Source organism: Microbacterium sp. NPDC076911 (assembly GCF_040687125.1).
Lineage (GTDB): Bacteria > Actinomycetota > Actinomycetes > Actinomycetales > Microbacteriaceae > Microbacterium.
On the sequence record NZ_JBFBMP010000005.1, the window covers coordinates 1 to 25,814 of the forward strand.

Consider the following 25,814-nt stretch of genomic DNA (forward strand, 5'->3'; position numbering starts at 1 on the left):
TGAACTCTTCCGAATACCTCATCATGATCAATTATTCCGATCTCGCCACCCTCGCGGGAAGCGGACAGGAGTCAACCAAACCTTCAGCAGACCCGTAATGCACCGCGTCGACCGCCCCAGTGGATTCGACCAGCCCCTGAACAGTCAGAACGGAATGACTCACCCGCACGGCACCCGTCTCGGAAGCGCGGTATGAGACGTCCCGAAGCCGCTCCAGCGTGCGTCGGGCCGTAAAGTCTTCGCTCACGAACTCGCTGAGCAGCTCCTCTGGCTGGAGTCCCCGTCGACGTGCAGCAGAGAGTAGTCGGAACGCCGGAGACGCCGATCCGCCCAATCGCGGACGGGCGCCCGTCCAGCCCGGCGTGCGGTGGATAGGTTTGCATGCGTGAGACGAGCAGACGAGGATCTCAGAGACTACGGGCGCGGTAGGCGCGCCCGCGGGGTCAACGTCGGTGCACCGCATAGGGGAACCGGCTGGAGCAACGAGCTCCGGCCCCGAATCGCCGAGCGCGGGGAGTGACATGACGGTGTACGTGGATGACATGCGGCGCATGGCCACAGTTGCGGGTCGCAAAGATCGCTGGTCGCACTTGATGGCCGACACGCCCGAGGAACTGTTCGCGTTCGCTGTGGCCATCGGGTTGAACCCGGAGTGGGTGCAGAAGCCGGGGACCTATCGTGAGCACTTCGATGTCACGGACGGGATCCGTCGGCGGGCCTTGGCCCATGGCGCGGTGGCCGTGGACTTCCTCGAACTCGGCAAGTGGGCCAGGCGGCGTCGGGCGACACTGAGCCCCGCCTAGTTCGCCTCGCTCAGCTCTCGGACGCCAGCGATGAGCGGGATGACATCAGGTCTGACGGTCCCGGCTTGCCTGAGGCGACTTCCGAGGTGCGTCGCGCTGATCCATGCATAGCCACCATCGCCCCACTGCGCGCCCCAAGAGTTGCGGAGCAGGAACCATGTCTCTTCGCGTACTGGGCGGAGGTCTCCATCTGTTGTCGGCGGGCGGACCTAGCCTTGTGTGACGATCTCGGATGGAGAAACCGACCCGGCATTGGGAACGAACCGCAGGTACAGCGACAGCATCGACCGTGACCTCGCGAAGGCGCATCTCACCCGTGTCGCCGCGGCCGGTCAGCTTGAGACGCTCACCACGGCTGAGCTACAGCTCGACGCTGTGGCTAGAACGGTCGACCCTGTCCCCAAGCCCGTCCGCGCCTGGGTGCGTTTTGGCGGTGAGCCTACGCTCGTTTACGCCGAGGCGTGTATGTGGACACCCCGCGCCGTCGCCATCCGGTTCAAGATCGGTGAGCGCGAGTACCGGTGCTGGGTGTGGGCATCCGCCGTTGAAGCTCTTAGCGAATGAGTAAGGCCAACCCGAGACCGCGATTATCGGGAATCGACCACGCAACCTGGTTTTCCCTTCGAGGGTCCGTGCTGCTGTTCGTAGCCCGGGTGTGGGGTGTCCGGGTGCGGACCCACCACCTTAGTCATGAGCGTATGTCGAGACATGGATGCGCATAGACTAAATGGCGGATATGATCGTCACAATCGTCATATTTGACGACTGCAGCCGTCAAGCCAGGAGTGAAGATGAGCGACAACCAGAACCTCGTGGACTTCGGACGGAATATCAGAGCCTGGCGCACGCTCTCCCGACTGTCAGCCACTGTTGTCGCTGAGCGCGCTGGCATTACCCGCGACACTCTGCGCTCACTGGAGCGGGGAGCGGGCTCGGTCAAGCTCGAAAATGCCTTCGCCGTACTGGAAGCCCTCGGTCTCGACAACAAGCTAAGTCACGCCCTCGACCCCACCTCCGATGAGCGCGGCCGCGCGCTACTTCGCCGCCACACCGGAGGAGGTCGCCGATGAGACTGGAAATCTCCGTTGTCCTCCCCTCGGGAGACGAAACGAGCGCCGGAACCGTGGACGACAGCGGCGGGGTCGTTGCATTCGAATACTCCCGCGAATACCTCTCCCATCCGGACTCCTACCCTTTGGCTCCTTCTTTGAGACTGGGTCGCGGCGAGTTCATCCCCGCTGGCACACGTCCCATGCTCGCGGGCCTTGCCGACGCGCAACCGGACACCTGGGGACGTCGCCTCATGCAGTCCATCGAACGTCGCACTACCGGTCGTTACCAGCACCTCCCTGAGCTAGACGTTCTCAGGCGCGTCGGTGACGCAGAGCGCCTCGGCGCGCTGCGCGTCTCCATGGACGGTGTGTACCAATCGCCACCCGACTACAAAACCGCTCGGCTGGCCGATCTTCCGGCGCTGATCACTGCGGCGAAAGCTTTCGAGCGCGGGGAGGAGGTCCCCGCTGACAAGCTCACGCTTCTGCAAGCTGGAACGAGCATGGGTGGCGCTCGACCCAAGGCCACCGTCCTCAACTCCCATGGTCAACTCGCGATCGCAAAGCTGCCGGCGCGAGAAGACTTCGGTGATGCGATGGCATGGGAGGCCACCTGCCTCGAGCTTGCTCGACGCTCTGGGATGAAGACCCCTCGCTTCGAGCACCACCGGTTTGAGTACAACTCCGTCTTGGTCGTGGAGCGCTTTGACCGGGCTGGTGGCCGTCGCTACGGGTACATCAGCGCGGACGGGATGTTGAACAAATCTCACGGTGAGTATGTCGACTACATCCGGATGGCAAGCGCCATGCAGAAGAACTCCGCGGGCGCAGACGCCGACTCGGCGGAACTGTTCCGACGGATCGCTTTCACACTTCTCGTCAACAACGTGGACGACCACATGCGAAACCACGGCTTCCTCCGCGAACGCAACGGATGGCGGATCGCTCCCGCCTTCGACATCAACCCGTTCTACAAGCTCGGCACATTGGAATCCACTCCCGTGAGTGCCGACGACGACCCCCGTGACCGGGACATCCGCCTGCTGCTGAAGAACCATGACGCATTCAGGCTGTCCGAGCCTGCTGCGTCCGACATCATCAGCGCTGTCGAAGCAGCAACCGCTGGCTGGCGGGACGTCGCTGTGGGTTTCGGGGTCGCTCCGGAAGCGCTCGGCACCATGTCTAACGCATTCGACGGCCCCAACCGGCAGCGCGCACACGTGCTCCCCCGCGGCAACAAAGGTCGCCTCTCCCCTGTCGAACCCAGCACCGAACCTCAACCACGTAACGCGGACGGCCGGTTTGGCCGAAAGAACTTGTCAGTGCCGGAGATTTCCCTTCCTGATGCCAACTGACGGACACGCTCGTCAATTTCTAACATTTTGGCTACTCCGTCCGCCAGTATTGCAGTGAAGGCATGGTGCTGAGGGCCAGGGGCACCACGGGGGTGCAAAGCACGATGGCGATGACGAGCGGCACGGTCGCTTCAAGAACGCTCACCCGGAGCGGGTCAGCCATGTGCGGGTCTAGCCGATTCATAGCAGCTCTATTGCCTCGATGCCTTTGAGTCCATATACGCGAAAGAGCGGGGTGCTTTTGAGTGCGGATAGCGCGCTCACGCGTGTTTGTTATTTCGCGGGCACTGCGTTGTGTGGGGTCAGAATCGGGTGGATGCACACCGTCATGCACGGGCGACGACCAGGCCCCCGGACTGTCGAGCCACGGGGACGCGCACAACGTTTGTGACCCCCTGACCCGGCGCTTGCGCTGGCCGGCACAGCCACGTGCACCGCGACCTATGAGGTCGTCGCGATGGATCCGACCGGCGCCGACCTGTCGAACACCGCCGTTGTCGAGGCCCTTTCGGTGCAGGGAGGCGCTGTCTGAAGATGACCACAGCGGTTGTTGCGGCGCAGAAGCTCGTGACGACCACGCAGCTTCCCGTCACCGGCGGCAGCAACACAGCTGCGATGCTGGTCGCCACGAGAGCTGCGGTGTTGCCGCTCTCGGACTGCGCGTGATGATCCGTGCGGGACGATGCAACCGCGACGTCTAGGACGCTTTCGGCTGTGTGCAGCGCGAGCTATCGCGCCGCACTCGAGGCGCGGGGGATGAATCGCGTGGGTACGCGTCGAATCCCGCCAGGACTTCGGCCTTCGGCCACCGCTCGGAGAAGCTCGTTCGCCGCCGCGTGACCCACATCGGTGAGGTTCAGGTCGACTGTAGACAGGTGGGGATTCGTTGCTTCGACCATTACGTCCCAGTTATCCAGACCCACGACCGCCACATCGCGCGGCACAACACGGCCCCGTTCGGTGAGGGCTTCGACAACGCCGCGCGCGAGCTGGTCGTTCCCGCAGATGATGCCGTCGACGTCATGGCCCGAGGCCAGCAGCTGGGTTGCCGCCAGTCGCCCCCAACTCTCTGTCCACTCCCCAAACAGCGGTTCGTGAACGAACTCGAGACCGTGCACGGCGAGTTCTGAGCTGATGGCCGACAAGCGTGCCGCAGTGCTGTCGTCGACGTCGCTGGGACCTGACACAAACGCAAGACGGCGGCGGCCGGTGGCCAACAGGTGGCGGGTCGCGGCCGCGACACCACCGGTGTCATCCGGGACGATCGACACATCGTCGGCTGAACGGGACCACGCCAGGGCGTAGATGACAGGCACGGGCTGTCGTCCGATCGAATTGCGGGCAGATATTCCGGTGCCTGTGACGAGAATGCCATCCACGTCCCTGCGAAGAAGCGAGTCGATAAAGTGCTGCTCACGAATCGCATCCCCTCGTCCATCGCAGACGATCAGTGCGATCTCGTGCTCTGCCAAGGTGTCAATCGCTCCGAGAACGACGGGCACGGTCAGGCGGCCGAACCGATCGCTTGTGATGAGTCCGATTGTGCGTGCGGACGCTTTCTGCTGACGGGGAGAGCGGATCTCATAGCCGAGTTCTTGTGCCCGTTCGATGATGCGCCGCCGCGTTGCCTCGTTCACAGAGCCGTTGCCCGAGAATGCTTTCGATACAGTGCCGACGGTGACGCCGGCGGCCGCGGCGACGTCTTTCGCCGTGACCTTTCGGCCGGTTCCTCCGGTCGGGGTAGGTTCAACCATGGCTGCAGTTTAGCAAGGTTGGAAATGTTTCTGATCGCTTCCGTGCCGACTTTTCTTCACTTCGGCCTTGATCTGTACTGTTCTTGTGCTGTAGCTTCCCATTGGAGGAAACAGTTGCCGACCGCACGGAAATATTTCCTTCCTGCATCACTCACGAACAATGGAGTTACTCATGAGAGCACATCCCACTCGAGTCCTCGCGGGGCTTGCGGGCATCGGAATGCTTGCCACCGCAGTCACCGCGTGTTCTAGCGGCAGCGCAGACACCCCCGACACCACCGAGATCACGGCAGCCGACACTGGCGCCGAGCTCAACCTCTGGGTACGTCCCGGCAACGAAGCCGTCACCGACGAGGTCGTCGCCGCGTACAACGAGACCCACGACAACCAGGTCACGATCACTCACGTGCCCGCCGATCAGTACATGACGAAGTTCGCGCAGTCCGCGCAGACGGATTCGCTGCCCGACCTGCTGGCAACTGACCTTGTCTTCATGCCCCAGGTCATCGACACCGGGGCGTTACTCGACCTCACCGAGTTGCTCGAACAAAGCGGCGCCGCCGGAAACCTCACACCCGCACACATCCAGGCGTCCACCCACGACGGCAGCGTCTACGGCGTCCCTTATGTCGCCGACACCAGCCTGTACCTCTACAACAAGGACCTCTTCGAGGAAGCAGGCCTTGACCCCGAAGCGCCGCCGACCACGTGGGAAGGCATCGCTGAGGCCGCGCTCGCCGTGAGCGAACTGGGCGACGACTACCAAGGCTTCTATGTCAGCGGTGGATGCTCAGGGTGCCTCTCGTACACACTGAGCCCGCTTTTCTGGGCGCAGGGCGCCGAGGTCGTCGATGCCGATGGCAAGTTCCACTACGACACCACCGACGTGCAAGACTCGCTGGCCTTTTTGCAGGGCCTCTCTGAAGCGGGCACCATCTCGCCCTCGTCCAAGACCGACACCGGAGAAGGCTTTTTCGCGGTGTTCGCCGCGGGAAAGACCGGCATTAACTTTGCCGGTGGAAACGGCGTGAACACCTCGACGATCGGCAGCGACCCCGAATTCGACTTCGGTCTTGCCCCCATTCCCGGACCGGTTGAGGGAGAGTGGGCCACCTTCTCAGGTGGCGACGCCCTCTCTATCGCCGGTGCGTCGCAGAACCTCAACGAGGCCTGGGACTTCGTCAACTGGCTCACCTCGCTCAGCACCTCCGAAGACGTCTACTTTTCGCTGCCGGCGATCCCGCCGCGCACTGACACCCAGGCACCGGAATCACTGGGAGAGCAATTCACGATTCCCGCCGAGCTCGTCAAGTCCGGCCAGACCTACGTCTCGCCCTGGTACAACGACGTTGTCGCCTCAGCGCAGGGTCCGTGGCTGGAAATGGTGCAAGACGCCATGTTCAATGGCGTTGACCCGGTAGAAGCAACGCGCACAGCGCAGCTTCGCGCTGACGAGATCACGCAGTAATCCCCCATTTGGCCGGTCGGCGTCGCGCCGACCGGCCCTTCCCCCTGAGGAGCCCCCTTGACGCTCACAGCTGGGCCCGCGACAACGCCCCGCCCACCGCATCCAGTCCCCGTCACGCTCCGTCCACGCCGACACGCTTCGGCGGCGCGACGCGAAGCGATCACCGGCTGGGCATTGGTGGCACCGACCGCCGTGCTGGTCGTGCTGTTTTTTCTGGTGCCTTTCGCCCTGACGATCTGGATGTCGTTCTTCGACTGGCCCACCTTTGGTCAGCCGGAGCCTGTGGGCTTCGCCAACTACGCAGACCTGCTGCAGCAATCCAGGTTCGGTGACGCGGTGGTTTTCACTCTCGCCTACACAGTCATCACCTCGGTCGTGGGAATCGCTCTGTCGCTGGGCCTTGCTCTGCTGGTGCGACCGCGCTTTTTCGGCCGGACCACCAGCCGCGCGGCGCTCTTTGCGCCGGTGACGATCGGGTTCGTCCCCGCAGGGTTGTTATGGCTTTCGATGAGCAATGCGCGCACCGGGGTCTTGCCCTGGATCGCCCAGCAGGTTGGGCTCGCGTCGAGCGGCGTCGATTGGTTTGCCGAACCCTTATCCACGCTCGCCATTGTCGTCATCATGACGGTATGGAAGACAGCCGGACTTGCCATGCTCGTGCTGCTAATCGGTATGGACTCGATCTCGCCGGAGATCTACGAGGCCGCTCGTTTGGATGGCGCCAACGCGTGGCACACCCTCACCCGGATCACTCTGCCGCTCATTGCAAAGCCTCTCTCGCTGGTGATTCTGATCACCGTGACGACAACGTTCTTGGCGTTCGACCAGTTCTACACGATGACCAAGGGTGGCCCCGACGGTTCGACCGTGACGGTCGTCTATTACCTCTACAACACGGCATTCGTCAGCTTTGATCGCGGATATGCCGCCGCCATCGCCGTTGTCATCGTCGTCATCATGGCCGTCTTCACAGTCATACAGGTGCGCCTGCAGCGCGGAAAGGCCGGATCATGACCCTCCTCTCCACGCGCGGCGATGCAGTAACCCGTCGGCGCCCGAAATCGAAGCGTGGCGTTCGCCCCCTTGTGGCCGGGGTGCTTGCAGCGCTCTTCGCCTTTCCCGTTGTCTGGACGGTGATCGGCAGTTTCAAGCCCTTCGCCGAAGCCAACGCGTCGCCGCCGGCCTGGTGGCCGAGCGAGCTGAGCTTCGAGAGCTACGAAAAACTTGGCGGAAGCTCGGGATCACTGTGGCTGTATGTCACGAATTCGCTCATGGTGACGCTCATGACCGTGGCCATCACTACGGTGGTAGCGACCCTCGGAGGCTACGCATTCGCCCGCTTTCGCTTCCCGGGCAAGGGTGCGTTGTTCGGCCTCACCGTCGGGATGCTTCTTGTGCCCTACCCGGCCCTGCTGGTGTCGCTATTCACCGTCATGATCTGGTTCGGCCTCACCAACTCCCTGTTCGGGTTGGCGCTGATCTACTCCACCTTCCAGATGCCGTTTGCCATCTACATGATGAAGAACTCGTTCGAGAGCATTCCCGGCGAGATCATCGAAGCAAGCGAGATAGACGGCTGCAGCCCGATCAATGCCCTCTATCGCTTGTTGTTGCCCCTCGTGGCCCCCGGCATGGTTACCGTCGCGCTCTTTGCCTTCCTTGCAGGCTGGAATGAGTTCATCGCGGCGCTCGTACTGCTCAACGACAACGCGATGTTCACTCTCCCGATCGCGCTGGTCAATGCGCAGAGCGGGCCCCTCAACACCATTGACTGGGGTGCTCTGCAAGCAGGCATCACCATAACCATGATGCCCTGCATCGTGCTGTTCATCGCTCTTCAGAAGTACTACGTATCCGGTCTGATCGCCGGTGCAGGAAAGTAGGCGCCGGATGACCACTTCGTCCCAGACATACCCCGCACATCGCATCCATACCCCGCACCGAGAAGGGCGTCTGATTGTCGCGCCGTCTGGGGTCGCAGGGCGCTTCGACTCTCACGCCGTGGACTGCCCGTTCGTCTTTACGGTCGACGGCAGGCGAGGGATGACCTATGTGGGTTGGGATGGCCTCGGATACCAGACGGCCCTTGCCTGGCAGCAACCAGACGGCAGCTGGCGCCATGAGGCGATCATTCTCACCCGTGAGCCTCATCATCCTCACCGTCGTTTTAATGCCGCCCTCACCTCGATCATGCGTGACAACGATCTCTGGTCATCCGGCGAGCTTCTGCGCATCGACGGGTGGTACTACGGCACGTACCACGCATACCCCGCGCAAGGCTACGAAGCGGGACCGGGAATGATCGGTATCGTGCGCAGCCGTGACTTGCTCAGTTGGGAAGACGTTGGTGCAACCCTTCACTCGGAGGATGGCGCGCCCTGGGAGCGTGGCGGACTCTACAAGTCATGGCTCATGATGGTAGACGGCGTTTTTCATCTCTTTTACAACGCGAAAGAAGGAGATGACTTCGGTTCGATGGCAGTGCCGCCACCGTGGATCGAACAAACGGGGCTTGCCACATCCACCGATCTCACGACATGGACTCGCGTCGCAGCGCAGCCGGTCTTACCGGTCGGTGGCGCCGGGGCTTTCGATGAGAGGTTCGCGTCCGATCCCTGTGTCCTGCGGGATGCGGACCACTGGGTCATGTTCTATTTTGGTCTCGCCGCGGACGGTCACGCACGCGAGGGCTACGCGACATCGCGTGACTTGGTGACCTGGACGAAGTCCGCTGACCTCCTGCTGGATGTTGGCACGCCCGGGGAGATCGACGCGCAACACGCACACAAGCCCGCCGTCGTCTACTGGGACGGGCGGCTTGAGCACTACTACTGCGCCGTCTCTTTGCCCGGTGCACCGCACACACTCGCACGCCCTGTGCGCGGCATTTCCCGGGCAACCAGCGCGTAGCCCCACATCGAGTACTCGACACGATCACACACTCGCCAAGATCAAAGGAGATCACGATGGTACGTTTCTCACGCCCACTCATGGCCTGCGCCGCACTCGCAATGGCGGTGGGCCTCGTTAGCGCGACGGGGCAGGTGCCAGTCGCCGCGGCGGCACCCGCGGACGTTCGGGTTGACGAAGTAGCCCATCAGGTTGAGCTTGTCTCTGACGATGTGGCGATGGTCATCGACTATGACGACGCACTTCGTATCACCTCGTTGCGACTGGGTGATGCCGAAGAGGAGGTGATGTCGATCACATCCGCGCAGGCGTCGTACACGTTCTCCCTCGACTCCGTGGGTCAGGTATTCGATGGCCAAGTCTCGTTCGGAGAAAGTCCCCGCAACCGTTGGACGTCGTACAGGTCTGCGAACGATGAAGACTGGATTGAGCTACACCTGGGCGATGAGCAGTTCGTGTCTGGCCTCGATGTTTCGGTCTGGGCAGACGGTGGCGGGGTCGTCGCTCCCGCCGCGATGTGGGCCGAGGTGTGGGTTGATGGAGCATGGCAGCCGGTTGCCGGTGCGACATCGAGCCCTGCGACTCCCACGGCTGGCTCGGTCAATGAGCTCAGGTTTATCGCGCAGCGCACGGATCGCGTGAGGTTGTGGCTCGAGAAGTCTGGTGGCGCGACCGGGGTGACGGAGGTTGAGGTTGTCGGCCCGGCTCAGCAGGTGGAAACGCTCGATTCCGCGCACCCCGCGGTGTCTGCAGTTCTTCCGGGGGCTGCGCCGCAGACCTCCTACACCTACACGGGGGATTCGGTCGCACACGTGACAGACGGAATCGTGTCGTACACCGAGTCACCACGCAACCGCTGGACGGCATACAAGTCACCCAACGCGTCAGACTGGATCACAGTGGATCTGGGATCTATCATCACGGTGGACGAACTCCACATTGATTTCTTTGAAGATGCAGGCGCCGTCCGTGCACCATCTTCGTACACGGTGGACTATTGGGACGGCGCGGCGTGGGCCGCCGTAACCGGTGTTGGCCGCGTGCCGTCATCTTCGACGGGAAACACCACGAACACCGTGAGTTTCGATCCCGTGAACACCTCACAGGTGCGGTTGACGATGGTGCACGCCGGATCGTATCGCAGCGGAGTGACCGAGCTCGTTGCCGCCGATTCCGGCACGCCCGTGGGACCAACTTGGGTCGGTACGCATGACCTCGCTTCGTCGCCGACGTTAACTGTTTCCGGATCGTCGGTCGTGTTCAGTGACGTGAGCTACGGGGGGATCGTCTCTGAAGAGTGGTCGTTCGATGTGGCACCTGACGGCATCTCTGTGGAGATTGATCGCACTTTCGATGTTGCGACGAACGTGAAAGACCAGACGTTTGTTGGGCTCGGGTTTCACGAAAAAGCATTCGACGTTGTGCAGCGCGTCGAAGACGGCGGAAGCCTGATTCTGCTGGATGACGACCGGGACACGAACAGATTCTTGTCGGCAGAGCCGTTACCCGAGCACACTACGGGAAGCTGGTTCGGCAACACGCAGTACGCAATTTACACGACCGATGTCGACCTCGTAGACAAGGCCAACGATCGGATTCTCAGCATTCGCGCTGCCTCTAGTGGAGAGAAGGGTCTCGTGATGCATCGGGACCCGGACCCGGCTAGCGAGAGAGCGCTGGAGCTCGACTTCGCGGTGGCCCCCACTCTGTCGCACCCCTCCGGGACCTACCTGCCCTTGGCCGTCTTTCAGACGGAGCGGTTCAGTGAGCGCAGTGTGGCTGCCGCTCACACGGATTCGATAGCCATGACCTTCTCGGGCGATCGACCGTTGGCCCACTACTACAACACACTCGAGATTCCCGCTGCCATGGGAATGAACTCGGAGACCATCTCGGGCATGCTCAACGACCTGTTGCGCTCCTCTGTGATTGACCTCAACGTGGGCATGGGCGACACCGACGTGAGCGGCATGGGTCCCTACGAGACGTGGTGGTATGCCCAGAACGCGACAGCGTTGCAGGCCGCGGGGGACGAGGGCTACCTCGACACGCTCAAGAACTTCGTGCGATTCATTGAGAACGAGAACTACCCGATTCATGGCACCGGACAACTGTGGGCGGTAAGCGCGCGAAACACCTCGTGGTACAAGGATTACTTCTTCGACACGTACGGCCAGTATGTCGCGGGCGTCGCGGCGATCTACCACCTGTCGGGCGATGACGCATGGTTGCTGGAGGTCGCACCGAGCGTTCGGGACTCTCTGGACTGGGTGCTTGCACGCGACACCAACTCCAACGGACTTGTCGAATCGTTCGGTGTCGGCATCACACAGTGGGATGATCAGACACAGATCGGCCAAGAGAGCGCATACGCCAATATCTTCCTTTACAAGGCACTGCACGACTGGGCGCAACTCGAAGAGGATGTCTTCACAGACGCCACCCTCGCCGCCCAATATCGTGCTCGCGCCGGTCAGATCGCGACCACACTCAACGCCGACACCTCGTCCGGTGGCTTCTGGTCATCGACAACGAAGTCGTATGTGCACTCGCGTGACCTTGCCGGCAACGTCCGAGGCGACGTCGCGCACGTGCACGACAACGCGATGGCTGTGAGCTTTGGGGTTGCCGATGAGGCACGATCGGTGGCCATCATGAACGAGTACAGCTCGTTCTATGACAGTAACGCGCTTACGCTCTTCCCGGCGCAGCGATTCAACTACACCGGCGGAGAGAACACCAACGCATTCCCCTCCTACCTCAACGGCAACGTCTTTCCGCAGATGACGCTTGAGATGATGAGTGCCTATGTGAGTGTCGGGGAATATGACCGCGCGACCGATCTGCTCGCTGAACTTGCAGCGCAGTACGACATCGATCAACTCGTGTACAACACGTACAACTGGGACATGTCCGCCGACAGGCGGCGAGAGCCATGGTTCGCGGCAAACGCACGTCCTGCCGCAGGACTGTATACGCAGCTGTTGGGCATCAGGCCAGCGGCAGACCACCTCGTTTTCGGCCCAATCCCGCACAGCGACCTCGATGGTGCCGAACTCAGCTATCACACCCAAGGGCACCAGTTCGACCTCGCAATCGTTGACATCGACACCCGCACCGTCAGCACGGACCAAAGCGGATACCCCGTCGTTTTGCAATGGCGCGATCTCACCCCCAACGCCGACTACGACGTTGAAGCCACCAACCACACGACAGGAACCACCGTCGTGACCGTGACCGCAACAGCCGAAGGGGAACTCTCGTACTCCTCCGCACAGGTCGGAGAGACCGAGTACTCGATCTCGTTAAGCCCCTAGGTGTACTGCCCAGGGACGTTGGTTGCGGTGTGACGCGATGGACGGGTGAAGACCTCCTGGTCGAGAGCGGAGCTGTCTAGGGCGTGTCTGACAATGTGAGGCGGGTGACCGTAGTGTGGGCGCAGGAGTCCAAGCGTTCCGCGTGTCGTCACCGTTCGCAATGGTCAAGTGCAGCCCAGCGGATCCTGGCTCTACGTCTGGATCGACGTTGACACTGACGTGATCGCCTATGTGGGCGGCACTGGGGGTGTCTTCTCGCAAGACCCGCCCCAAATTCTTCGCGATGAAGGCAGCCTAAATGGAGCGGAGATGGGTTGATCTGCGGAATCATCAGTCCGAACTACCTCTGGAAAGTCCGGAATACCTTTGGAAGTGACACTTCGGAGCTTTGGAGGGGATGACGGGAATCGAACCCGCGCTATCAGCTTGGGAAGCTGAAGTTCTGCCATTGAACTACATCCCCGTAGGCCGGGTAAAAGGCGTTTCGCCAGCATAACAAACCCCACCGGTCGCGCCGATAGGCTGAACCCGTGCTGCTCTCAGACCGCGACATCCGACTCGAGCTCGACGCTGGCCGCATTGGCCTTGACCCGTGGGATCCCGCCATGGTGCAACCCTCGAGCGTTGACGTTCGCCTCGACCGCTACTTTCGGCTGTTCGACAACCACAAATACCCCTTCATCGACCCGGCAGTCGACCAGCCTGAACTGACCCACTTGATCGAGACGGCGCCGAACGAGCCGTTCATTCTGCACCCCGGTGAGTTCGTGCTCGGCAGCACCTTTGAACAGATCACGCTGCCCGATGACATCGCAGCACGCCTCGAGGGCAAGTCTTCACTCGGCCGGCTTGGCCTACTAACTCACTCGACGGCCGGCTTTATCGACCCCGGCTTCTCGGGCCACGTGACGCTCGAACTCTCCAACGTCGCAACGCTTCCGATCAAGCTGTGGCCCGGCATGAAAATTGGTCAGGTCTGCTACTTCCGGCTGTCGTCGCCGACCGAGACTCCATACGGTTCGGGGCCCTACGGCAATCGGTACCAGGGACAACGGGGACCGACAGCATCCCGATCGTTCCAAAACTTCCACATCACCAACGTCGGCACGACTGACGCAGGCTCGCTCGGCGGTTAGCCTGCAAGCGTGCTCCGCACCGCGACCCACAGGGCCCAACGACATCAGGCCCAGAGCAAACCCGGCGATTGCCGGTTGCTCTGAGCCTGACAGCCTTCGTTGGCGTTACGACTTGGGGCGCACGCGAAGGTGGGTCACGCCACCATCAACGTCAAGCGCGATGCCGGTAGTCGAGCCCGACAGCGGGCTTGCGAGGTACACCACGCCACCGGCGACCTCTTCGGGTGTGACCATGCGACCGGTCGCCTGGCGGGCGTCGAGCGCGGCGCGCTCTTTCACCGGGTCGTCGAACTTCTGCAGCATCCGGTCGACAAACGGAGTCGACACGGTGCCGGGGCTCACACAGTTCACGCGCACACCCTCAGCAACGTGATCGGTGGCCATCGCAAACGTCAGCGCAAGAATCGCGCCCTTCGAGGCAGAGTAGACCGCGCGCTGCGGAAGTCCGTTGAGCGCAGCGATCGAGCAGATGTTGACGATGACAGCGTGATCCGACTTGCGCAGCCAAGGCAGCGCCGACGCGCTGACGCGTGCGGTGCCGGTGACGTTGATGTCGAGCACGCGAGCCCAGTCACTGTCGGTGGCTTCTTCGACGGTGCCGATCGCGCTGATACCCGCGCTGTTGACGACAATGTCGACGCCGCCGAACTTCTCAGCGATGGCAGCCATCGCAGCATCCACTGATTCGCGATCCGTGACGTTTCCGACAAACCCGGTGAGGTGCTCAGGCAGGTCTGCGGGGTTGAGGTCAAGCACGGCAACCTGCGCTCCGCGCTCGGCAAGTGCCGACGCCGTGGCTAGGCCGATTCCTGACGCTCCGCCCGTGACGACGGCGACAAGTCCGTCGAACTCGCCGGCGCTCATGCCTGCACCATCGTCTGACGTGAGCGGCCGAGGCCGTCGATCTCAAGCTCGACCACATCGCCATCGCGGAGATATGGCTGGCCTTCGATTCCGAGCGCAACACCGGCAGGGGTGCCTGTGTTGATGACGTCTCCTGGACGAAGAACCATGTACTGCGAGAGGTACCAGATCACATAGGCGATCGAGAAGATCTGTGCTGAGGTGTTGCCATTTTGATGCTGCTGGCCGTTTACCCAGAGGCGCAGACCGAGGTTTTGTGGGTCTTCGACCATGTCGGCGGGCACCAGGTCGGGGCCGAGCGGGTTGAAGGTCTCGCAGCTCTTGCCGAGATCCCATTGCCCGCTCTTCTCGAGCTGAAACTCCCGCTCCGAGACATCGTGAGAAAGCACATAGCCGGCGACGTGAGCAAGAGCCGCCTCGGGTGAATCGACGTAGCGCGCTTCGGTGCCGATGACGACACCCAGCTCGACCTCCCAGTCGGTCTTGACCGACTTGCGGGGGATCAGCACGTCGTCAAACGGGCCGCCGACGGTCGACGCATCTTTCATGAAGACGACGGGCTCGGCCGGAATGGCTGCGCCGGTCTCTTCGGCATGGTCGTGATAGTTCAAGCCGATGCAGACAACTTTGCCCGGGCGGGCGATGGGGGTTCCGACGCGCATCTCTGCGGCGCCGGCGAGCTCGGCAAGCTCACCCGCAGCGGCGGCCGCGCGAGCACGGGCGATGCCGTCGCTGGCGAGGAACGCACCATCGATATCGGCGGTCAACGAACGCAGGTCGAGTACGCGTCCTTCGTGGCGGATGACGGGAATCTCTTCACCGACGTTTCCGAGGCGTCCTAATGTCACGGTGTCTCCTTTGGATCAGGTGTGTTTAACGGTGGTCGGCGTGGCAACCCGCAGTCTGCTTTGACGCACCCGTTAAAGATCAGATGAATTCTAGCTCAGTTGCACCGGTTTTGGGGAAGAGGTCGAATCTTGGTCAGTCCGGCGATGACTTTCATCGTATGAATCGCTTAGAGTGGTGTGACTGACGGAGGGATCACCATGCGTACTCGCGCAACGCCGCGCGGACTTCAGCTGACAGAGCTGGGTCTTGGCGCCGCACAACTGGGCAACTTGTTTCGAGTCACTACCGAGCAAGAGACCGTTGAAACCGTTGATACCGCGTGGAACGCTGGCATTCGCTACTTCGACACGGCCCCGCACTACGGCCTCGGGCTTTCCGAGCGACGACTCGGCGAACAGCTGCGCTCACGACCGCGTGATGAGTATGTCGTCTCCACAAAAGTCGGACGACTGCTGGTGCCGACACCCGAGACTGCCGATCAACGCGACACTGAGGGCTATGACGTTCCCGCCGACCCCACACGGGTGTGGGACTTCAGTCGAGATGGAATTCTGCGCTCGGTCGAAGCATCGCTAGAGCGCACGGGGCTCGACCGCTTCGACATCCTCTATCTTCACGATCCCGAGAACCACTTTGAGCAGGCCTCTACCGAGGGCATCGGCGCGCTGATCGAATTGCGCGAGCAGGGCGTCGTTTCGGCAGTGGGCGCGGGCATGAACTATGCCGAACCGCTCGCTGAGCTGATTCGACGCGCTGACATCGATCTCGTGATGTGCGCGGGCCGGTTCACGCTGCTCGATGACACCGCAGTGGCTGACCTGCTGCCGCTCGCGCAGGAACGCGGCGTCGGCGTCGTCGCGGCGGGCGTCTACAACTCGGGGCTGTTGAGCAAGCCGCGCCCCGCCGCCGATGCCATGTTCGACTACCAGCCCGCACCCGCGGATTTGCTCGCTCGCACCAACGCCGTCGCCGATGTGTGCGAACGCCATGGCGTGACGCTGCCCGAGGCAGCCATCGCCTACGTGTACCGGCACCCGGCTGTCGTCAATGTCGTGCTCGGTGCTCGTGGCGAGCGGCAGGTGCAGTCCAACGTCGACCGCGCCGCGACTGACATTCCTGACGTGGTCTGGCGTGAGCTCGCTGACGCTGGGCTCATTCCGGCCGCGTTCGCGTGAGCGCGCACTCCGTTTCTGTTTAGGACGCTTCAGGGTCTTCGTCGGCATGCGCAGCGCTGAACTCTTCGACACCGAGCAGGTGCACCGCCATGCGGATGCGGGCTCGTTCGGAATCTCGTCGCACGAGTTCGTCGAGGATCGCGCGATGCTCGGCCTGAGTCTCTCGCACCGAACCGCGATGCGAGATCGCGCGCCAGAGTCGGGCACGAAAAGTGCGACCAACGAGCGTGTCGATCACCGCGGCCAGGGGAGGATTGCCGCTTGCGCGAGCGATCGTTCGATGAAAGCGGGTGTCGGCGTCGATGAACGACTCCAGATCCATCTCGGCGTCGGCTTGCAGGCTCTCATCAACTCCCGCCAGAATCGCTTCGAGTTCCGCGAGTTCGGTTTCGCTGAGTCGAGTCGCAGCGAGCGCCACGCTCTCGGTTTCAAGAATTCGGCGCACGGCCAGCAGATCGGCGGCGTGAGCGGGCTGTTGCAGGTCGGCAAGAAAGCCCAGGGGGCTGAGCAGGTTGCCGGGATCAAGCGCGGTCACATAGGTGCCGTCGCCCTGTCGAGTCTCGAGCACCCCGAGCGTCGCGAGCGCTCGCACTCCTTCTCGCAACGACCCTCGAGACACCCCCAGCTGAGTCGCCAGGTCTTTCTCGATGGGCAGACGCGAACCGGGCACCAGCGCGCCGCTCGTGAGCATTTGCTTGATGCCGCCGATTACTACATCGGTCTGCGAGCGGGCACCGCCCACCGCGTCGTCGTCGATCATGTCTGTCAGTGTACGGTTTTCCCGAAGTCATCCGATGTTCCCGCATGCTCGCGGGTCGAAGTCGAACGCGAGCCCACCATCAAGGAGAAACATGACCTTTCCGGTGATCGATGCCCACCAGCACGTCTGGGATCCCGGCCGCGCCGAATACGCGTGGCTGGGCCCCGAACTCGCGCCGATCAACACCGCGATGAGCTTCGAAGACGTCGCTCCCGAACTGCAGGCGTGTGGCGTCGGCTACACGGTGCAGGTGCAGTCCGCCGATAACGCGGAAGACACCGTGGTGATGCGGGCGTCGGCGGCTGCTCACGCCGAAGTCATTGGGGTCGTTGGCTACGCGCCCCTCGACGATGCCGCATCGGCAGAAGCCACCCTGAACTCGTGGGCCAGCGACTCGCTGATGGTGGGTGTGCGCATCTTGATTCACAACAAACCAGACCCTGACTGGCTGTTGCGGGCCGACGTGGCAGACGGGCTGGCACTGCTGCAGGAGCGCAATCTGGCGTTCGATGTGGTGGCCGAACTTCCGCGTCACCTCGAGATCGTGCCGATTCTCGCCGAACGCTTTCCCCAGTTGCGAATGGTGATTGACCACCTCGGCAAGCCGCCCATCGGCCTCGATAGCAATGAACCCTGGCACACTCTCATCACCGAGGCTGCCGCCTGCCCGAACGTATACGGCAAGGTCAGCGGACTCTATTCGGCGACGGGTGACCTCGACTCATGGACGACCGATACCGTGCGTGCGTCGTTCGAGCGTGCGGTAGAAGTCTTCGGCGCTCAGCGACTGATGTATGGCGGCGACTGGCCGGTTTCGATCCTCGCCGGCGGATACACCCGGGTGTGGAATGGGCTCAAGCCGCTGTTCGACTCGGTAAGCGAACAAGAGCGTGAATGGATGCTGGGTCGCACCGCCGCGCAGTTCTACCGACTCGACCCGCAGCGATTCGCTGCTGACCAAGATGCGACGAAGGAGAACCGATGAAGCGTGTGGCTTCGGTGATTGGCCTGCCCGCTGAAAACCGCGAAGAGTATGAGCGCTATCACGCTGCCGTGTGGCCGACGATTCTGGCCCGGTTGACGGCCAGCAACATCCACAACTACTCGATCTACCGACACGGCGAGCTGTTGTTTTCGTACTTCGAGTACACCGGTGATGACTACGAAGCCGACATGGCTGCCGTTGCCGCCGACCCCGAAACCCAGCGCTGGTGGGCCGTGCAAGAGCCGTTGCAACAGCCACTCGATGATCGCGCTGAGGGCGAATGGTGGAAAGAGCTACCCGAGGTGTTTCACCACGACTGACGTTCGGCTCAGGAGTCGATGAGCGCGCCGCTGCGCGAGATTTCCACCTGCTCGTCGCGCGGAACGACCTTCACGCGCTCGCGCGAGTGTTGGTGGTTCTCGCCGAGGGTGCGCTCGTGAGCGTCAAGCGCGCGCCAGCCGTCCCATGTTGTGAACGCGACGTCGCGAGAAGCAAGCAGATCGAGCACGTCTCCGCTGTCTGCGGGTGCCTCGAGCAGACCAGCTTGTGCGTCTGAGACCAGGTGCGCGATGGTCTCCATTGCGTCTGACTTGGTGTGGCCGATGAGCCCGACCGGGCCGCGCTTGATCCAACCGGTGGCGTAGAGTCCGCGCACCGCGGTGCCGCCGTCTTCAGCATCCAGTGCCGATGCGATATCGGTCACTCGCCCCTCAACGTTTGGAATGACTCCACGCACCTCGTCGAACGGAACTCCCAAGACGGGCGAGCCGAAGTAGCCGACGGCGCGATAGACCTGATCGATGTCGAAGTCACGGAACTCGCCGGTGCCGACCACGCTGCCATCGCCAGTCGGCGTGGTGCGCTCGAAGCGAAGGCCCTCAACCTTGGTCTTGCCGATGACTTCGACGGGTGCGTGATAGAAGTGCAGGTGCAGTCGGCGTGACGCTCCGGTCGACTCGCGCGTGCGCCAGCTGTTGAGCACGCGCAGCATGACCTTTAGCTGGTTGTTGGCGGGCACAACGCCTTCGAGATGAGCGAAGTCTTCGTCAGAGACGACGATGTCGACGTTGGGAACCTCGCCGAGCTCGCGCAGCTCGATCGGAGTGAACTTGATGTCTGCCGGTCCGCGTCGTCCGAAGACGTGCACATCGGTCACTTTCGAGGCCTCGAGACCGGCCAGCACGTTGTCAGCGATCTCGGTGGAACGCAGGTCTTCGGCATGCTTGGCCAGCACACGGGCAACATCGAGCGCGACATTGCCATTGCCGATGACGGCCACCTGGGATCCATCGAGGGTCCAGTCACGGGGTACGTCGGGGTGTCCGTCGAACCATGCCACGAAGTCGGCGGCGCCAAACGAGCCGGGCAGATCGATTCCGGGAATGTTCAGCGCAGCATCCCGAATCGCCCCGGTGGCGAACACCACTGCGTCGTACCGCTGCTGCAGCTCTTCGAGCGAAACATCGCGGCCGACCTCAACGTTGCCGATGAAGCGGATGGTGCGACCCGAGCCTGACTCATGCTGTGCGTCGAGCATTTCGTGCAGCGAATTGACGATGCCCTTGATGCGCGGGTGATCTGGCGCGACGCCGTAGCGGATGAGCCCGTACGGCGCGGGAAGGGACTCGAGCAGGTCGATCGCGACGGTGCCGCCGGCATCGCGCACAGCGTTCGAGAGAATGTTGCCCGCATAGATGCCGGCGGGTCCGGCGCCGATGATCGCGACGCGCAGATTGAGATCAGTCACTGCTTGATGCCTTTCAGGGAGTGCTCCGCGGTGAGTCGCGCGGAAAAGTCTTGTGACACCTCGAGTGAGCTGACTGCCCACTCGGCAGGGGCAAGAGGACTCACCCGAACGACGTCGCCGACAACGACGACCGCGGGTGAGCGAATACCTCGCTCGGCGGCTTGTGCCGCGATGGTGCCTAGGGTTCCAATGGTAATCCGCTCTCGTGGCCCGTGTGCGTCTTCGATCACCGCAACCGGGCAATCGCTGCCGCGCTCGCCGCGAGCGAGGGTCAGCGCCGAGTGTGCGAGCGTGCCCACGCCCATCAGCAGCAGCACGGTGTGATCGCGTCCGCCCGAGAGCTGCGCGATCTGGTCGTGGCCCGTGATCACCGTGAAGGCGGTGGCGAGGCCGCGGTGAGTCACGGGGATGCTCGCCACCGCGGGTGCAGCAATGGCGGAGGTGATTCCCGGAACCACTTCTACCTCGATGCCGGCCTTGCGGCACGCGTCGATTTCTTCACTGCCGCGCCCGAACACGTATGGGTCGCCGCCTTTGAGTCGAACCACATTCTTGCCCTGCAGTGCAAGCGTGACCAGCAGCTCATTGATGTTGTCTTGGGGCACCACATGGTTGCCGGGGCTCTTGCCCACGTCGATGATCTCGGCGGCGATGACGGTGCCCAGCGCCACGATGCCCTCAAGCACGCTGCGCGCGCCAAGACGATCGGCAACGATCACATCCGCCTGTTGCAGTGCGCGAAGACCCTTGAGCGTAAGCAGTTCAGGGTCGCCAGGTCCTGCGCCAACGAGCGCTACCTTTCCATGCGACATGAGATCTCCTTAGATAAGCGGTGAGCAGAGCTAGTTGCGAGTGATGCCGGCGGCGAGCGTCGCGCCCGATGACGGGTGAATCACGAGGAACGACCCGCCGTGGCGGCTCTTTGCATATGACTCAAGCGGCAGTTCCGTGGCCAGACGCAGAGTCACTCGCCCGATGTCATTCGTCTCCAGCGTGTCTGCGGGCTGATGAGTGAGGGCATCCAGGTCGTAGCGGGAGTCAATCTGCGCGACGAGTGCCTGCACCGTCGCTGTGCCGTGCTTGACCAAGACGCGTGAGCCGACCGTGAGTGCGCGCGCATCAAGCTGGAACAGTTCGGCTTCGATCTCGCGACGACCTGCAGGCAATGATCCGGATGCTGCGATCAGCGCTCCACGCGCGGTGTCAACGTCGTCGGCGAGTTCGATCGACACCGACTGTGGCGCTGCGGCGTAGTCAACCGAGACTCCTGCGACACGAATACCGCTGACGGTCGTTTTCGCCCCAGCTGGGAAGACTTCGACCTTGTCACCGACGTGCACTTCGCCCGAGGCAATGCGACCGGCCGAAGCGCGATAGTCGCGCAATCGCTCAGCCTCTGCAGCATCCGTCACGAGATGCGGTGCCAGCCCACCCTGTGGTCGCAACACCATCTGCACCGGCAGGCGGAAAGAGTCTTTCTTCTGGTTGGTGGTGTCAGCCGCCGGCAGGCTCTCTAGCAATTCAAGCAGCGCAGGGCCGGTGTACCAGGGGGTGCGCTCGGAGTGATCGACGATGTTGTCGCCCTCGAGCGCAGACACCGGAAGCACATGCAGGTTCAAAATGCCCAGTTCGAAGGCCACCCGCTCGGCCTGCGCGGCGACCAGTTCGAAACGTTGCTGAGAGTACTCAACGAGATCGATCTTGTTGACCGCAATGATCACGTTCGGCACGCGCAACAGAGCGACCACTGCGAGGTGACGGATCGTCTGTTCCAGCACTCCCTTGCGCCCATCAACGAGCACAATCACTGCATCGGCGGTGGTGGCCCCGGTGACCATGTTGCGGGTGTACTGCACGTGCCCGGGGCAGTCCGCGAGAATGAAGCTGCGGTTGCCGGTGGAGAAGTAGCGGTAGGCCACGTCGATAGTGATGCCCTGCTCGCGCTCGGCACGAAGGCCGTCGGTGAGCAGCGCGAAGTCGAACTCACCATGGGCGAAGCCGCGGTCGCTCGAGGTTCGTGCGACCTGCTCGAGCTGGTCGGCGAGGATCGCCTTCGAGTCGTGCAACAACCGGCCGACGAGCGTCGACTTACCGTCATCCACCGAGCCTGCCGTCGCGAAACGGAACAGTGTTGAGTCTGCGAGTGCGTCAGTCATCAGAAGTACCCATCTTTTTTGCGATCCTCCATGGCTGCCTCGCTGAGGCGGTCATCGGCACGAGTAGCGCCGCGCTCGGTGATGGTCGAGCGTGCGACCTCACCCACGATGGCGGCGAGGTCAGCAGCATCCGATTCCACTGCTCCGGTGCAACTCATGTCGCCCACGGTGCGGTAGCGAACCGTACGCAGCTCGACCCGCTCGTCGGCGCGCGGCGGTGAGAACTCTCCGACCGGGCGCCACATGCCATCGCGCTGGTAGACCTCGCGGTCGTGAGCGAAGTACAGCGGCGGCAGCTCAATGTTCTCGCGTTCGATGTAGCGCCAGATGTCGAGTTCGGTCCAGTTCGAAATGGGAAACGCGCGCACGTGTTGGCCAGGGGTGTGGCGCCCGTTGTAGAGGCTCCACAGCTCGGGTCGCTGGTTGCGAGGGTCCCACTGCCCGAACTCATCGCGCAACGAGATGATGCGCTCCTTGGCCCGCGCCTTGTCTTCGTCGCGTCGCGCTCCGCCGAAGACAGCGTCGTGGCGGCCAGCGGCGATCGCGTCGAGCAGCGGAACCGTCTGCAAGGGATTGCGGGTGCCGTCAGAACGCTCGTGCAAGCGACCGTCGTCGATGTAATCCTGCACGCGGGCGACCTCGAGCTTGACGCCGAGACGCTCGACCGTGCGATCGCGAAACGCGAGTACCTCGGGAAAGTTGTGCCCGGTGTCTACGTGTAGCACTGGGAAAGGCACGCGGCCCGGAGCAAACGCTTTGGTCGCCAGGTGAAGCACGACCACGGAGTCTTTGCCGCCCGAGAACAGCAGCACGGGCCGCTCGAATTCGGCGACGACCTCGCGGATGATGTGGATGGCCTCGGCTTCGAGCAGGTCGAGCGTCGACAGGTGAACAGACCCGGGGGTCAGGGTGTCAATAGTCATACGTGCAACCCGCATTCCGTTTTCGAAAGGCCAGCCCAACGGCCAGACCGAGGATCTTCACCAGGGGCGACCGCCTTGGTGCATGGCGCGCACCCGATGGAGGGATAGCCGTTGGTCACGAGCAAGTTCACCGGCACCTTGTGCCCGCCGGCGTAGTCGAGCAGGTCGTCAAAGGTCCACGAAGCAACCGGATTGATCTTCACGAGGCCGTTGCGCTCATCCCACTGCACGAGCGGGGTGTTCGCCCGTGTGGGGGCTTCGTCACGGCGGACGCCCGTGAACCAGACTTCGTAGCCGCCGAGCGCATCTTTCAGCGGGGCGACTTTGCGTCGATCGCAGCACAGCGCCGGGTCACGGTCGTGCAATTTTTCGCCGAACTCGGCGTCTTGCTCGGCGACTGTCTGCTCGGGCAGCACATCGACAATGCGCACGTCGAGGGCGCGACCGACTTCGTCGCGGGTGAAGCGCGTTTCGGCGAAGTGGTACCCCGTATCGAGAAAGAGCACGTCGACGCCGGGCAGGTGTTCTGCAACGAGATGGGGGAGCGCGGCGTCAGCCATCGAGCACGCGACCGCGGCAGCATCCGTGCCAAAATTCTCGGCTACCCACCGCACGACCTGTGCTGGCGTCGCTTCGTCTTCAGCGCCGCTGCGGAGTTCTTCGGCGCCTCGCTCGGCGATCGCCTTCAGCTCTTCGCGCGATCGCTTTACCTCGATGCGCGGCGCGAGTGAGACGGTCATTGCAGTGCCTCTTCTTCGGCCCGGTGAGCCCACTGCGCGAACGTCTCATCGTTTTCGGCGTCGCGGTCTTCGAGGAAACGCTTGACAACACGGTCGACGTAGTCAGCGATGCCATCTGCGGCGACCTTGAGTCCGCGCACGGTGCGGCCAAGACCTGCCTCGTCGCGGTTGTCAGAGGCGAGACCTCCACCGAGGTGCACCTGATAGCCGGGAACCTGCTCGCCGTCGATCGTGACGAGCTGGCCCTTCAGCCCGATGTCGGCGGTTTGAATGCGCGCGCAAGAGTTGGGGCAGCCGTTGACGTGCAGGCTGATCGGGTGGGGAAGATCGAAGGCGTCGAGGCGCTCTTCGAGGTCGAGTACCGCAGCCGTCGCGAACGCCTTGGTCTCGACGATCGCGAGCTTGCAGAACTCGATTCCGGTGCACGCGATCGTGCCGCGGCGAATCAGACTCGGGCGCGCCTGCAGGCCGAGGTCATCGAGGCCCTTGATGAGCGACTCCACTCGGTCTTCAGGAATGTCGAGAATGACAATCTTCTGGTGGGGGGTGGTACGAATGCGGCTGGAGCCATGGTCTTCCACCAGTTCCGCGAGTTGTGTGAGCATGGGGCCAGAGATGCGGCCCACGATGGGGGTGGCGCCGACATAGAAGCGGCCGTCTTTCTGGCGGTGCACTCCGACATGGTCGCCTGCGGTCAGGGGCTTGGGAGCGGCCGGGCCATCGGGAAGCGCGTAGCCGAGGTATTCGTCTTGCAAAATCTGGCGAAACTTCTCGGGACCCCACTCGGCGAGTAGGAACTTGAGGCGGGCCTTGTTGCGCAGTCGGCGGTAGCCGTAGTCGCGAAAGATCTGCGCAACGCCGTGCCATACTTCGGTGACCTCGTCGGGCGTAACGAATGCGCCGAGGCGCTCGCCGAGCCGCGGCGATGCCGAGAGCCCGCCGCCGACCCAAAGGTCGTAGCCGACGCCGAGTTCAGGGTGCTCGACCGCCACGAACGCCACGTCGTTGATCTCGTGCACCACGTCTTGACTGGGGTGACCGGTGATCGCGGTCTTGAACTTGCGGGGCAGGTTGGCGAGGGTTTCATCGCCGATGAAACGTGACGTGATGGAGTTGATCTGCGGGGTGGGGTCGATCAGCTCGTCGGCGGCGATCCCGGCAACAGGAGAGCCCAGCACCACGCGCGGAACGTCTCCGCACGCCTCAGTGGTGCCCAAGCCGATGGCCTCGAGGCGGCGCCATATCTCTGGCATCGACTCGACTTCAACCCAGTGCAGCTGCACGTTCTGGCGGTCGGTGAGGTCTGCAGTGCCGCGGCCGAATTCGGTGGAAATTTCGCCGATTACCCGCACTTGATCCGTAGTGAGCTGGCCGCCGTCAATGCGCACGCGCAGCATGAAGTACTCGTCTTCAAGCTCATGTGGTTCAAGAGTCGCGGTGCGGCCACCGTCGATGCCCGGCTTGCGTTGAGTGTAAAGACCCCAGACGCGAAAGCGCCCGTGAAGGTCGGTGGGGTCGATCGATGCGAACCCACCCTTGGAGTAGATGTTCTCGATGCGCTCGCGAACGGCCAGACCGTTGTCGACCTGTTTCCACTCTTCATTGGCGTTGAGTGGCGCTTTGCCGTCGATGTTCCACTGACCGTTGGGCTTCGACGAGGGGCGTCGCGGGGTGCGGGTCTCAGTGTTGCTAGTCGTCATGATGGCCTCCGATGTCCGGGCGTCCCCGGGCGTGAGCATCGATCTGCCCACTCACCGAGAGTAAGAGCGCTCAAAGGAGGTCGGTGCAAGTGACGTCAAGCAGCGTTAAGGGGCGTAACG

The 25,814-nt window shown here is 62.8% G+C and carries 25 protein-coding genes, 1 tRNA gene and 1 pseudogene; 14 read left to right on the plus strand and 13 right to left on the minus strand.

The window, feature by feature from the left end:
- Positions 1–521 precede the first annotated feature (521 nt).
- Entirely contained in the window at positions 522–803 is a 282-nt protein-coding gene (locus AB0O81_RS08915) for a DUF4031 domain-containing protein (protein WP_363583380.1), read from the plus strand.
- Here the strand turns inward: AB0O81_RS08915 and AB0O81_RS08920 are convergent.
- A pseudogene (locus AB0O81_RS08920) lies at positions 800–961 on the minus strand (hypothetical protein); the annotation flags it as partial. The gene AB0O81_RS08915 and the pseudogene AB0O81_RS08920 overlap by 4 nt on opposite strands.
- Positions 962–1,022: 61 nt before the next feature.
- Here AB0O81_RS08920 and AB0O81_RS08925 point away from each other — a divergent pair.
- From AB0O81_RS08925 to AB0O81_RS08935, 3 genes are all read left to right on the plus strand, one after another.
- A complete protein-coding gene (locus tag AB0O81_RS08925) occupies positions 1,023–1,367 on the plus strand; it encodes a hypothetical protein (RefSeq protein WP_363583382.1) in 345 nt (114 codons plus the stop codon).
- 227 nt (positions 1,368–1,594) lie between these two features.
- A complete protein-coding gene (locus tag AB0O81_RS08930) occupies positions 1,595–1,873 on the plus strand; it encodes a helix-turn-helix transcriptional regulator (protein WP_363583384.1) in 279 nt (92 codons plus the stop codon).
- The gene (locus AB0O81_RS08935; protein ID WP_363583386.1) at positions 1,870–3,210 is read left to right on the plus strand and encodes a type II toxin-antitoxin system HipA family toxin; all 1,341 of its coding nucleotides are present in this window, start codon (positions 1,870–1,872) and stop codon (positions 3,208–3,210) included. The genes AB0O81_RS08930 and AB0O81_RS08935 overlap by 4 nt, the downstream gene beginning before the upstream one ends.
- A gap of 31 nt (positions 3,211–3,241) precedes the next feature.
- Here the strand turns inward: AB0O81_RS08935 and AB0O81_RS08940 are convergent, their stop codons facing one another.
- Positions 3,242–3,373 carry a hypothetical protein gene (locus AB0O81_RS08940; RefSeq protein WP_363583388.1) on the minus strand — a complete coding sequence of 44 codons (132 nt, stop codon included), beginning with the start codon at positions 3,371–3,373 and terminating at the stop codon, positions 3,242–3,244.
- A 371-nt stretch (positions 3,374–3,744) separates the two neighbouring features.
- Between AB0O81_RS08940 and AB0O81_RS08945 the strand changes: the two genes are divergently transcribed.
- A complete protein-coding gene (locus AB0O81_RS08945) occupies positions 3,745–3,876 on the plus strand; it encodes a hypothetical protein (RefSeq protein ID WP_363583390.1) in 132 nt (43 codons plus the stop codon).
- A 62-nt stretch (positions 3,877–3,938) separates the two neighbouring features.
- On the opposite strand, the gene AB0O81_RS08950 is transcribed toward AB0O81_RS08945, so the two are convergent.
- Complete coding sequence (locus AB0O81_RS08950; protein ID WP_363583392.1) at positions 3,939–4,964, minus strand: LacI family DNA-binding transcriptional regulator; 1,026 nt, start codon at positions 4,962–4,964, stop codon at positions 3,939–3,941.
- A gap of 172 nt (positions 4,965–5,136) precedes the next feature.
- On the opposite strand from AB0O81_RS08950, the gene AB0O81_RS08955 reads away from it, so the two are divergent.
- From AB0O81_RS08955 to AB0O81_RS08975, 5 genes are read left to right on the plus strand one after another with little or no spacing between them, the layout of a single operon-like run.
- Complete coding sequence (locus AB0O81_RS08955) at positions 5,137–6,432, plus strand: sugar ABC transporter substrate-binding protein (RefSeq protein ID WP_363583394.1); 1,296 nt, start codon at positions 5,137–5,139, stop codon at positions 6,430–6,432.
- 57 nt (positions 6,433–6,489) lie between these two features.
- Positions 6,490–7,446 (plus strand): sugar ABC transporter permease, encoded by a 957-nt coding sequence (locus AB0O81_RS08960; RefSeq protein ID WP_363583396.1) that lies wholly within the window; start codon positions 6,490–6,492, stop codon positions 7,444–7,446.
- The gene (locus AB0O81_RS08965) at positions 7,443–8,315 is read left to right on the plus strand and encodes a carbohydrate ABC transporter permease (protein WP_363583398.1); all 873 of its coding nucleotides are present in this window, start codon (positions 7,443–7,445) and stop codon (positions 8,313–8,315) included. The genes AB0O81_RS08960 and AB0O81_RS08965 overlap by 4 nt, the downstream gene beginning before the upstream one ends.
- 7 nt (positions 8,316–8,322) lie before the next feature.
- Entirely contained in the window at positions 8,323–9,342 is a 1,020-nt protein-coding gene (locus AB0O81_RS08970) for a hypothetical protein (protein WP_363583400.1), read from the plus strand.
- Between the two features lie 56 nt (positions 9,343–9,398).
- A complete protein-coding gene (locus AB0O81_RS08975; protein ID WP_363583402.1) occupies positions 9,399–12,659 on the plus strand; it encodes a discoidin domain-containing protein in 3,261 nt (1,086 codons plus the stop codon).
- Between the two features lie 389 nt (positions 12,660–13,048).
- Here the strand turns inward: AB0O81_RS08975 and AB0O81_RS08980 are convergent.
- Positions 13,049–13,122, minus strand: a tRNA-Gly gene (locus tag AB0O81_RS08980).
- 67 nt (positions 13,123–13,189) lie between these two features.
- Between AB0O81_RS08980 and dcd the strand changes: the two genes are divergently transcribed.
- Positions 13,190–13,795 carry a dCTP deaminase gene (dcd, locus tag AB0O81_RS08985; protein ID WP_363583404.1) on the plus strand — a complete coding sequence of 202 codons (606 nt, stop codon included), beginning with the start codon at positions 13,190–13,192 and terminating at the stop codon, positions 13,793–13,795.
- A 105-nt stretch (positions 13,796–13,900) separates the two neighbouring features.
- On the opposite strand, the gene AB0O81_RS08990 is transcribed toward dcd, so the two are convergent.
- Both AB0O81_RS08990 and AB0O81_RS08995 read right to left on the minus strand, forming a co-directional pair.
- Positions 13,901–14,659, minus strand: coding sequence for an SDR family oxidoreductase (locus tag AB0O81_RS08990; RefSeq protein WP_363583406.1), 759 nt, complete (start codon positions 14,657–14,659; stop codon positions 13,901–13,903).
- Positions 14,656–15,507 carry a fumarylacetoacetate hydrolase family protein gene (locus tag AB0O81_RS08995; protein WP_363583408.1) on the minus strand — a complete coding sequence of 284 codons (852 nt, stop codon included), beginning with the start codon at positions 15,505–15,507 and terminating at the stop codon, positions 14,656–14,658. Before AB0O81_RS08995 ends, AB0O81_RS08990 begins: the two co-directional genes overlap by 4 nt.
- Before the next feature lie 198 nt (positions 15,508–15,705).
- Here AB0O81_RS08995 and AB0O81_RS09000 point away from each other — a divergent pair, with 198 nt between their 5' ends.
- Complete coding sequence (locus AB0O81_RS09000; protein WP_363583410.1) at positions 15,706–16,683, plus strand: aldo/keto reductase; 978 nt, start codon at positions 15,706–15,708, stop codon at positions 16,681–16,683.
- A 19-nt stretch (positions 16,684–16,702) separates the two neighbouring features.
- On the opposite strand, the gene AB0O81_RS09005 is transcribed toward AB0O81_RS09000, so the two are convergent.
- Complete coding sequence (locus AB0O81_RS09005; protein ID WP_363583412.1) at positions 16,703–17,443, minus strand: FadR/GntR family transcriptional regulator; 741 nt, start codon at positions 17,441–17,443, stop codon at positions 16,703–16,705.
- 91 nt (positions 17,444–17,534) lie between these two features.
- On the opposite strand from AB0O81_RS09005, the gene AB0O81_RS09010 reads away from it, so the two are divergent.
- Both AB0O81_RS09010 and AB0O81_RS09015 read left to right on the plus strand, forming a co-directional pair.
- Positions 17,535–18,428 (plus strand): amidohydrolase family protein, encoded by an 894-nt coding sequence (locus AB0O81_RS09010; RefSeq protein ID WP_363583414.1) that lies wholly within the window; start codon positions 17,535–17,537, stop codon positions 18,426–18,428.
- Positions 18,425–18,748, plus strand: coding sequence for an L-rhamnose mutarotase (locus tag AB0O81_RS09015; protein WP_337336603.1), 324 nt, complete (start codon positions 18,425–18,427; stop codon positions 18,746–18,748). Before AB0O81_RS09010 ends, AB0O81_RS09015 begins: the two co-directional genes overlap by 4 nt.
- A gap of 8 nt (positions 18,749–18,756) precedes the next feature.
- Here the strand turns inward: AB0O81_RS09015 and AB0O81_RS09020 are convergent, their stop codons facing one another.
- The 6 genes from AB0O81_RS09020 to AB0O81_RS09045 are packed head-to-tail and all read right to left on the minus strand — an operon-like array spanning position 18,757 to position 25,694.
- Positions 18,757–20,175, minus strand: a complete 1,419-nt coding sequence (locus tag AB0O81_RS09020; RefSeq protein WP_363583417.1) for an FAD-dependent oxidoreductase — start codon at positions 20,173–20,175, stop codon at positions 18,757–18,759.
- Complete coding sequence (gene cobA / locus AB0O81_RS09025; RefSeq protein WP_363583419.1) at positions 20,172–20,987, minus strand: uroporphyrinogen-III C-methyltransferase; 816 nt, start codon at positions 20,985–20,987, stop codon at positions 20,172–20,174. The genes AB0O81_RS09020 and cobA overlap by 4 nt, the downstream gene beginning before the upstream one ends.
- Before the next feature lie 30 nt (positions 20,988–21,017).
- On the minus strand, positions 21,018–22,331 hold the full coding sequence (locus tag AB0O81_RS09030) for a GTP-binding protein (protein WP_363583421.1): 1,314 nt from the start codon (positions 22,329–22,331) through the stop codon (positions 21,018–21,020).
- Positions 22,331–23,254, minus strand: a complete 924-nt coding sequence (cysD, locus tag AB0O81_RS09035) for a sulfate adenylyltransferase subunit CysD (protein ID WP_363583423.1) — start codon at positions 23,252–23,254, stop codon at positions 22,331–22,333. The genes AB0O81_RS09030 and cysD overlap by 1 nt, the downstream gene beginning before the upstream one ends.
- On the minus strand, positions 23,251–23,994 hold the full coding sequence (locus tag AB0O81_RS09040; RefSeq protein WP_363583425.1) for a phosphoadenylyl-sulfate reductase: 744 nt from the start codon (positions 23,992–23,994) through the stop codon (positions 23,251–23,253). Before AB0O81_RS09040 ends, cysD begins: the two co-directional genes overlap by 4 nt.
- Positions 23,991–25,694 carry a nitrite/sulfite reductase gene (locus AB0O81_RS09045; protein ID WP_363583427.1) on the minus strand — a complete coding sequence of 568 codons (1,704 nt, stop codon included), beginning with the start codon at positions 25,692–25,694 and terminating at the stop codon, positions 23,991–23,993. Before AB0O81_RS09045 ends, AB0O81_RS09040 begins: the two co-directional genes overlap by 4 nt.
- Positions 25,695–25,814: the final 120 nt, after the last annotated feature.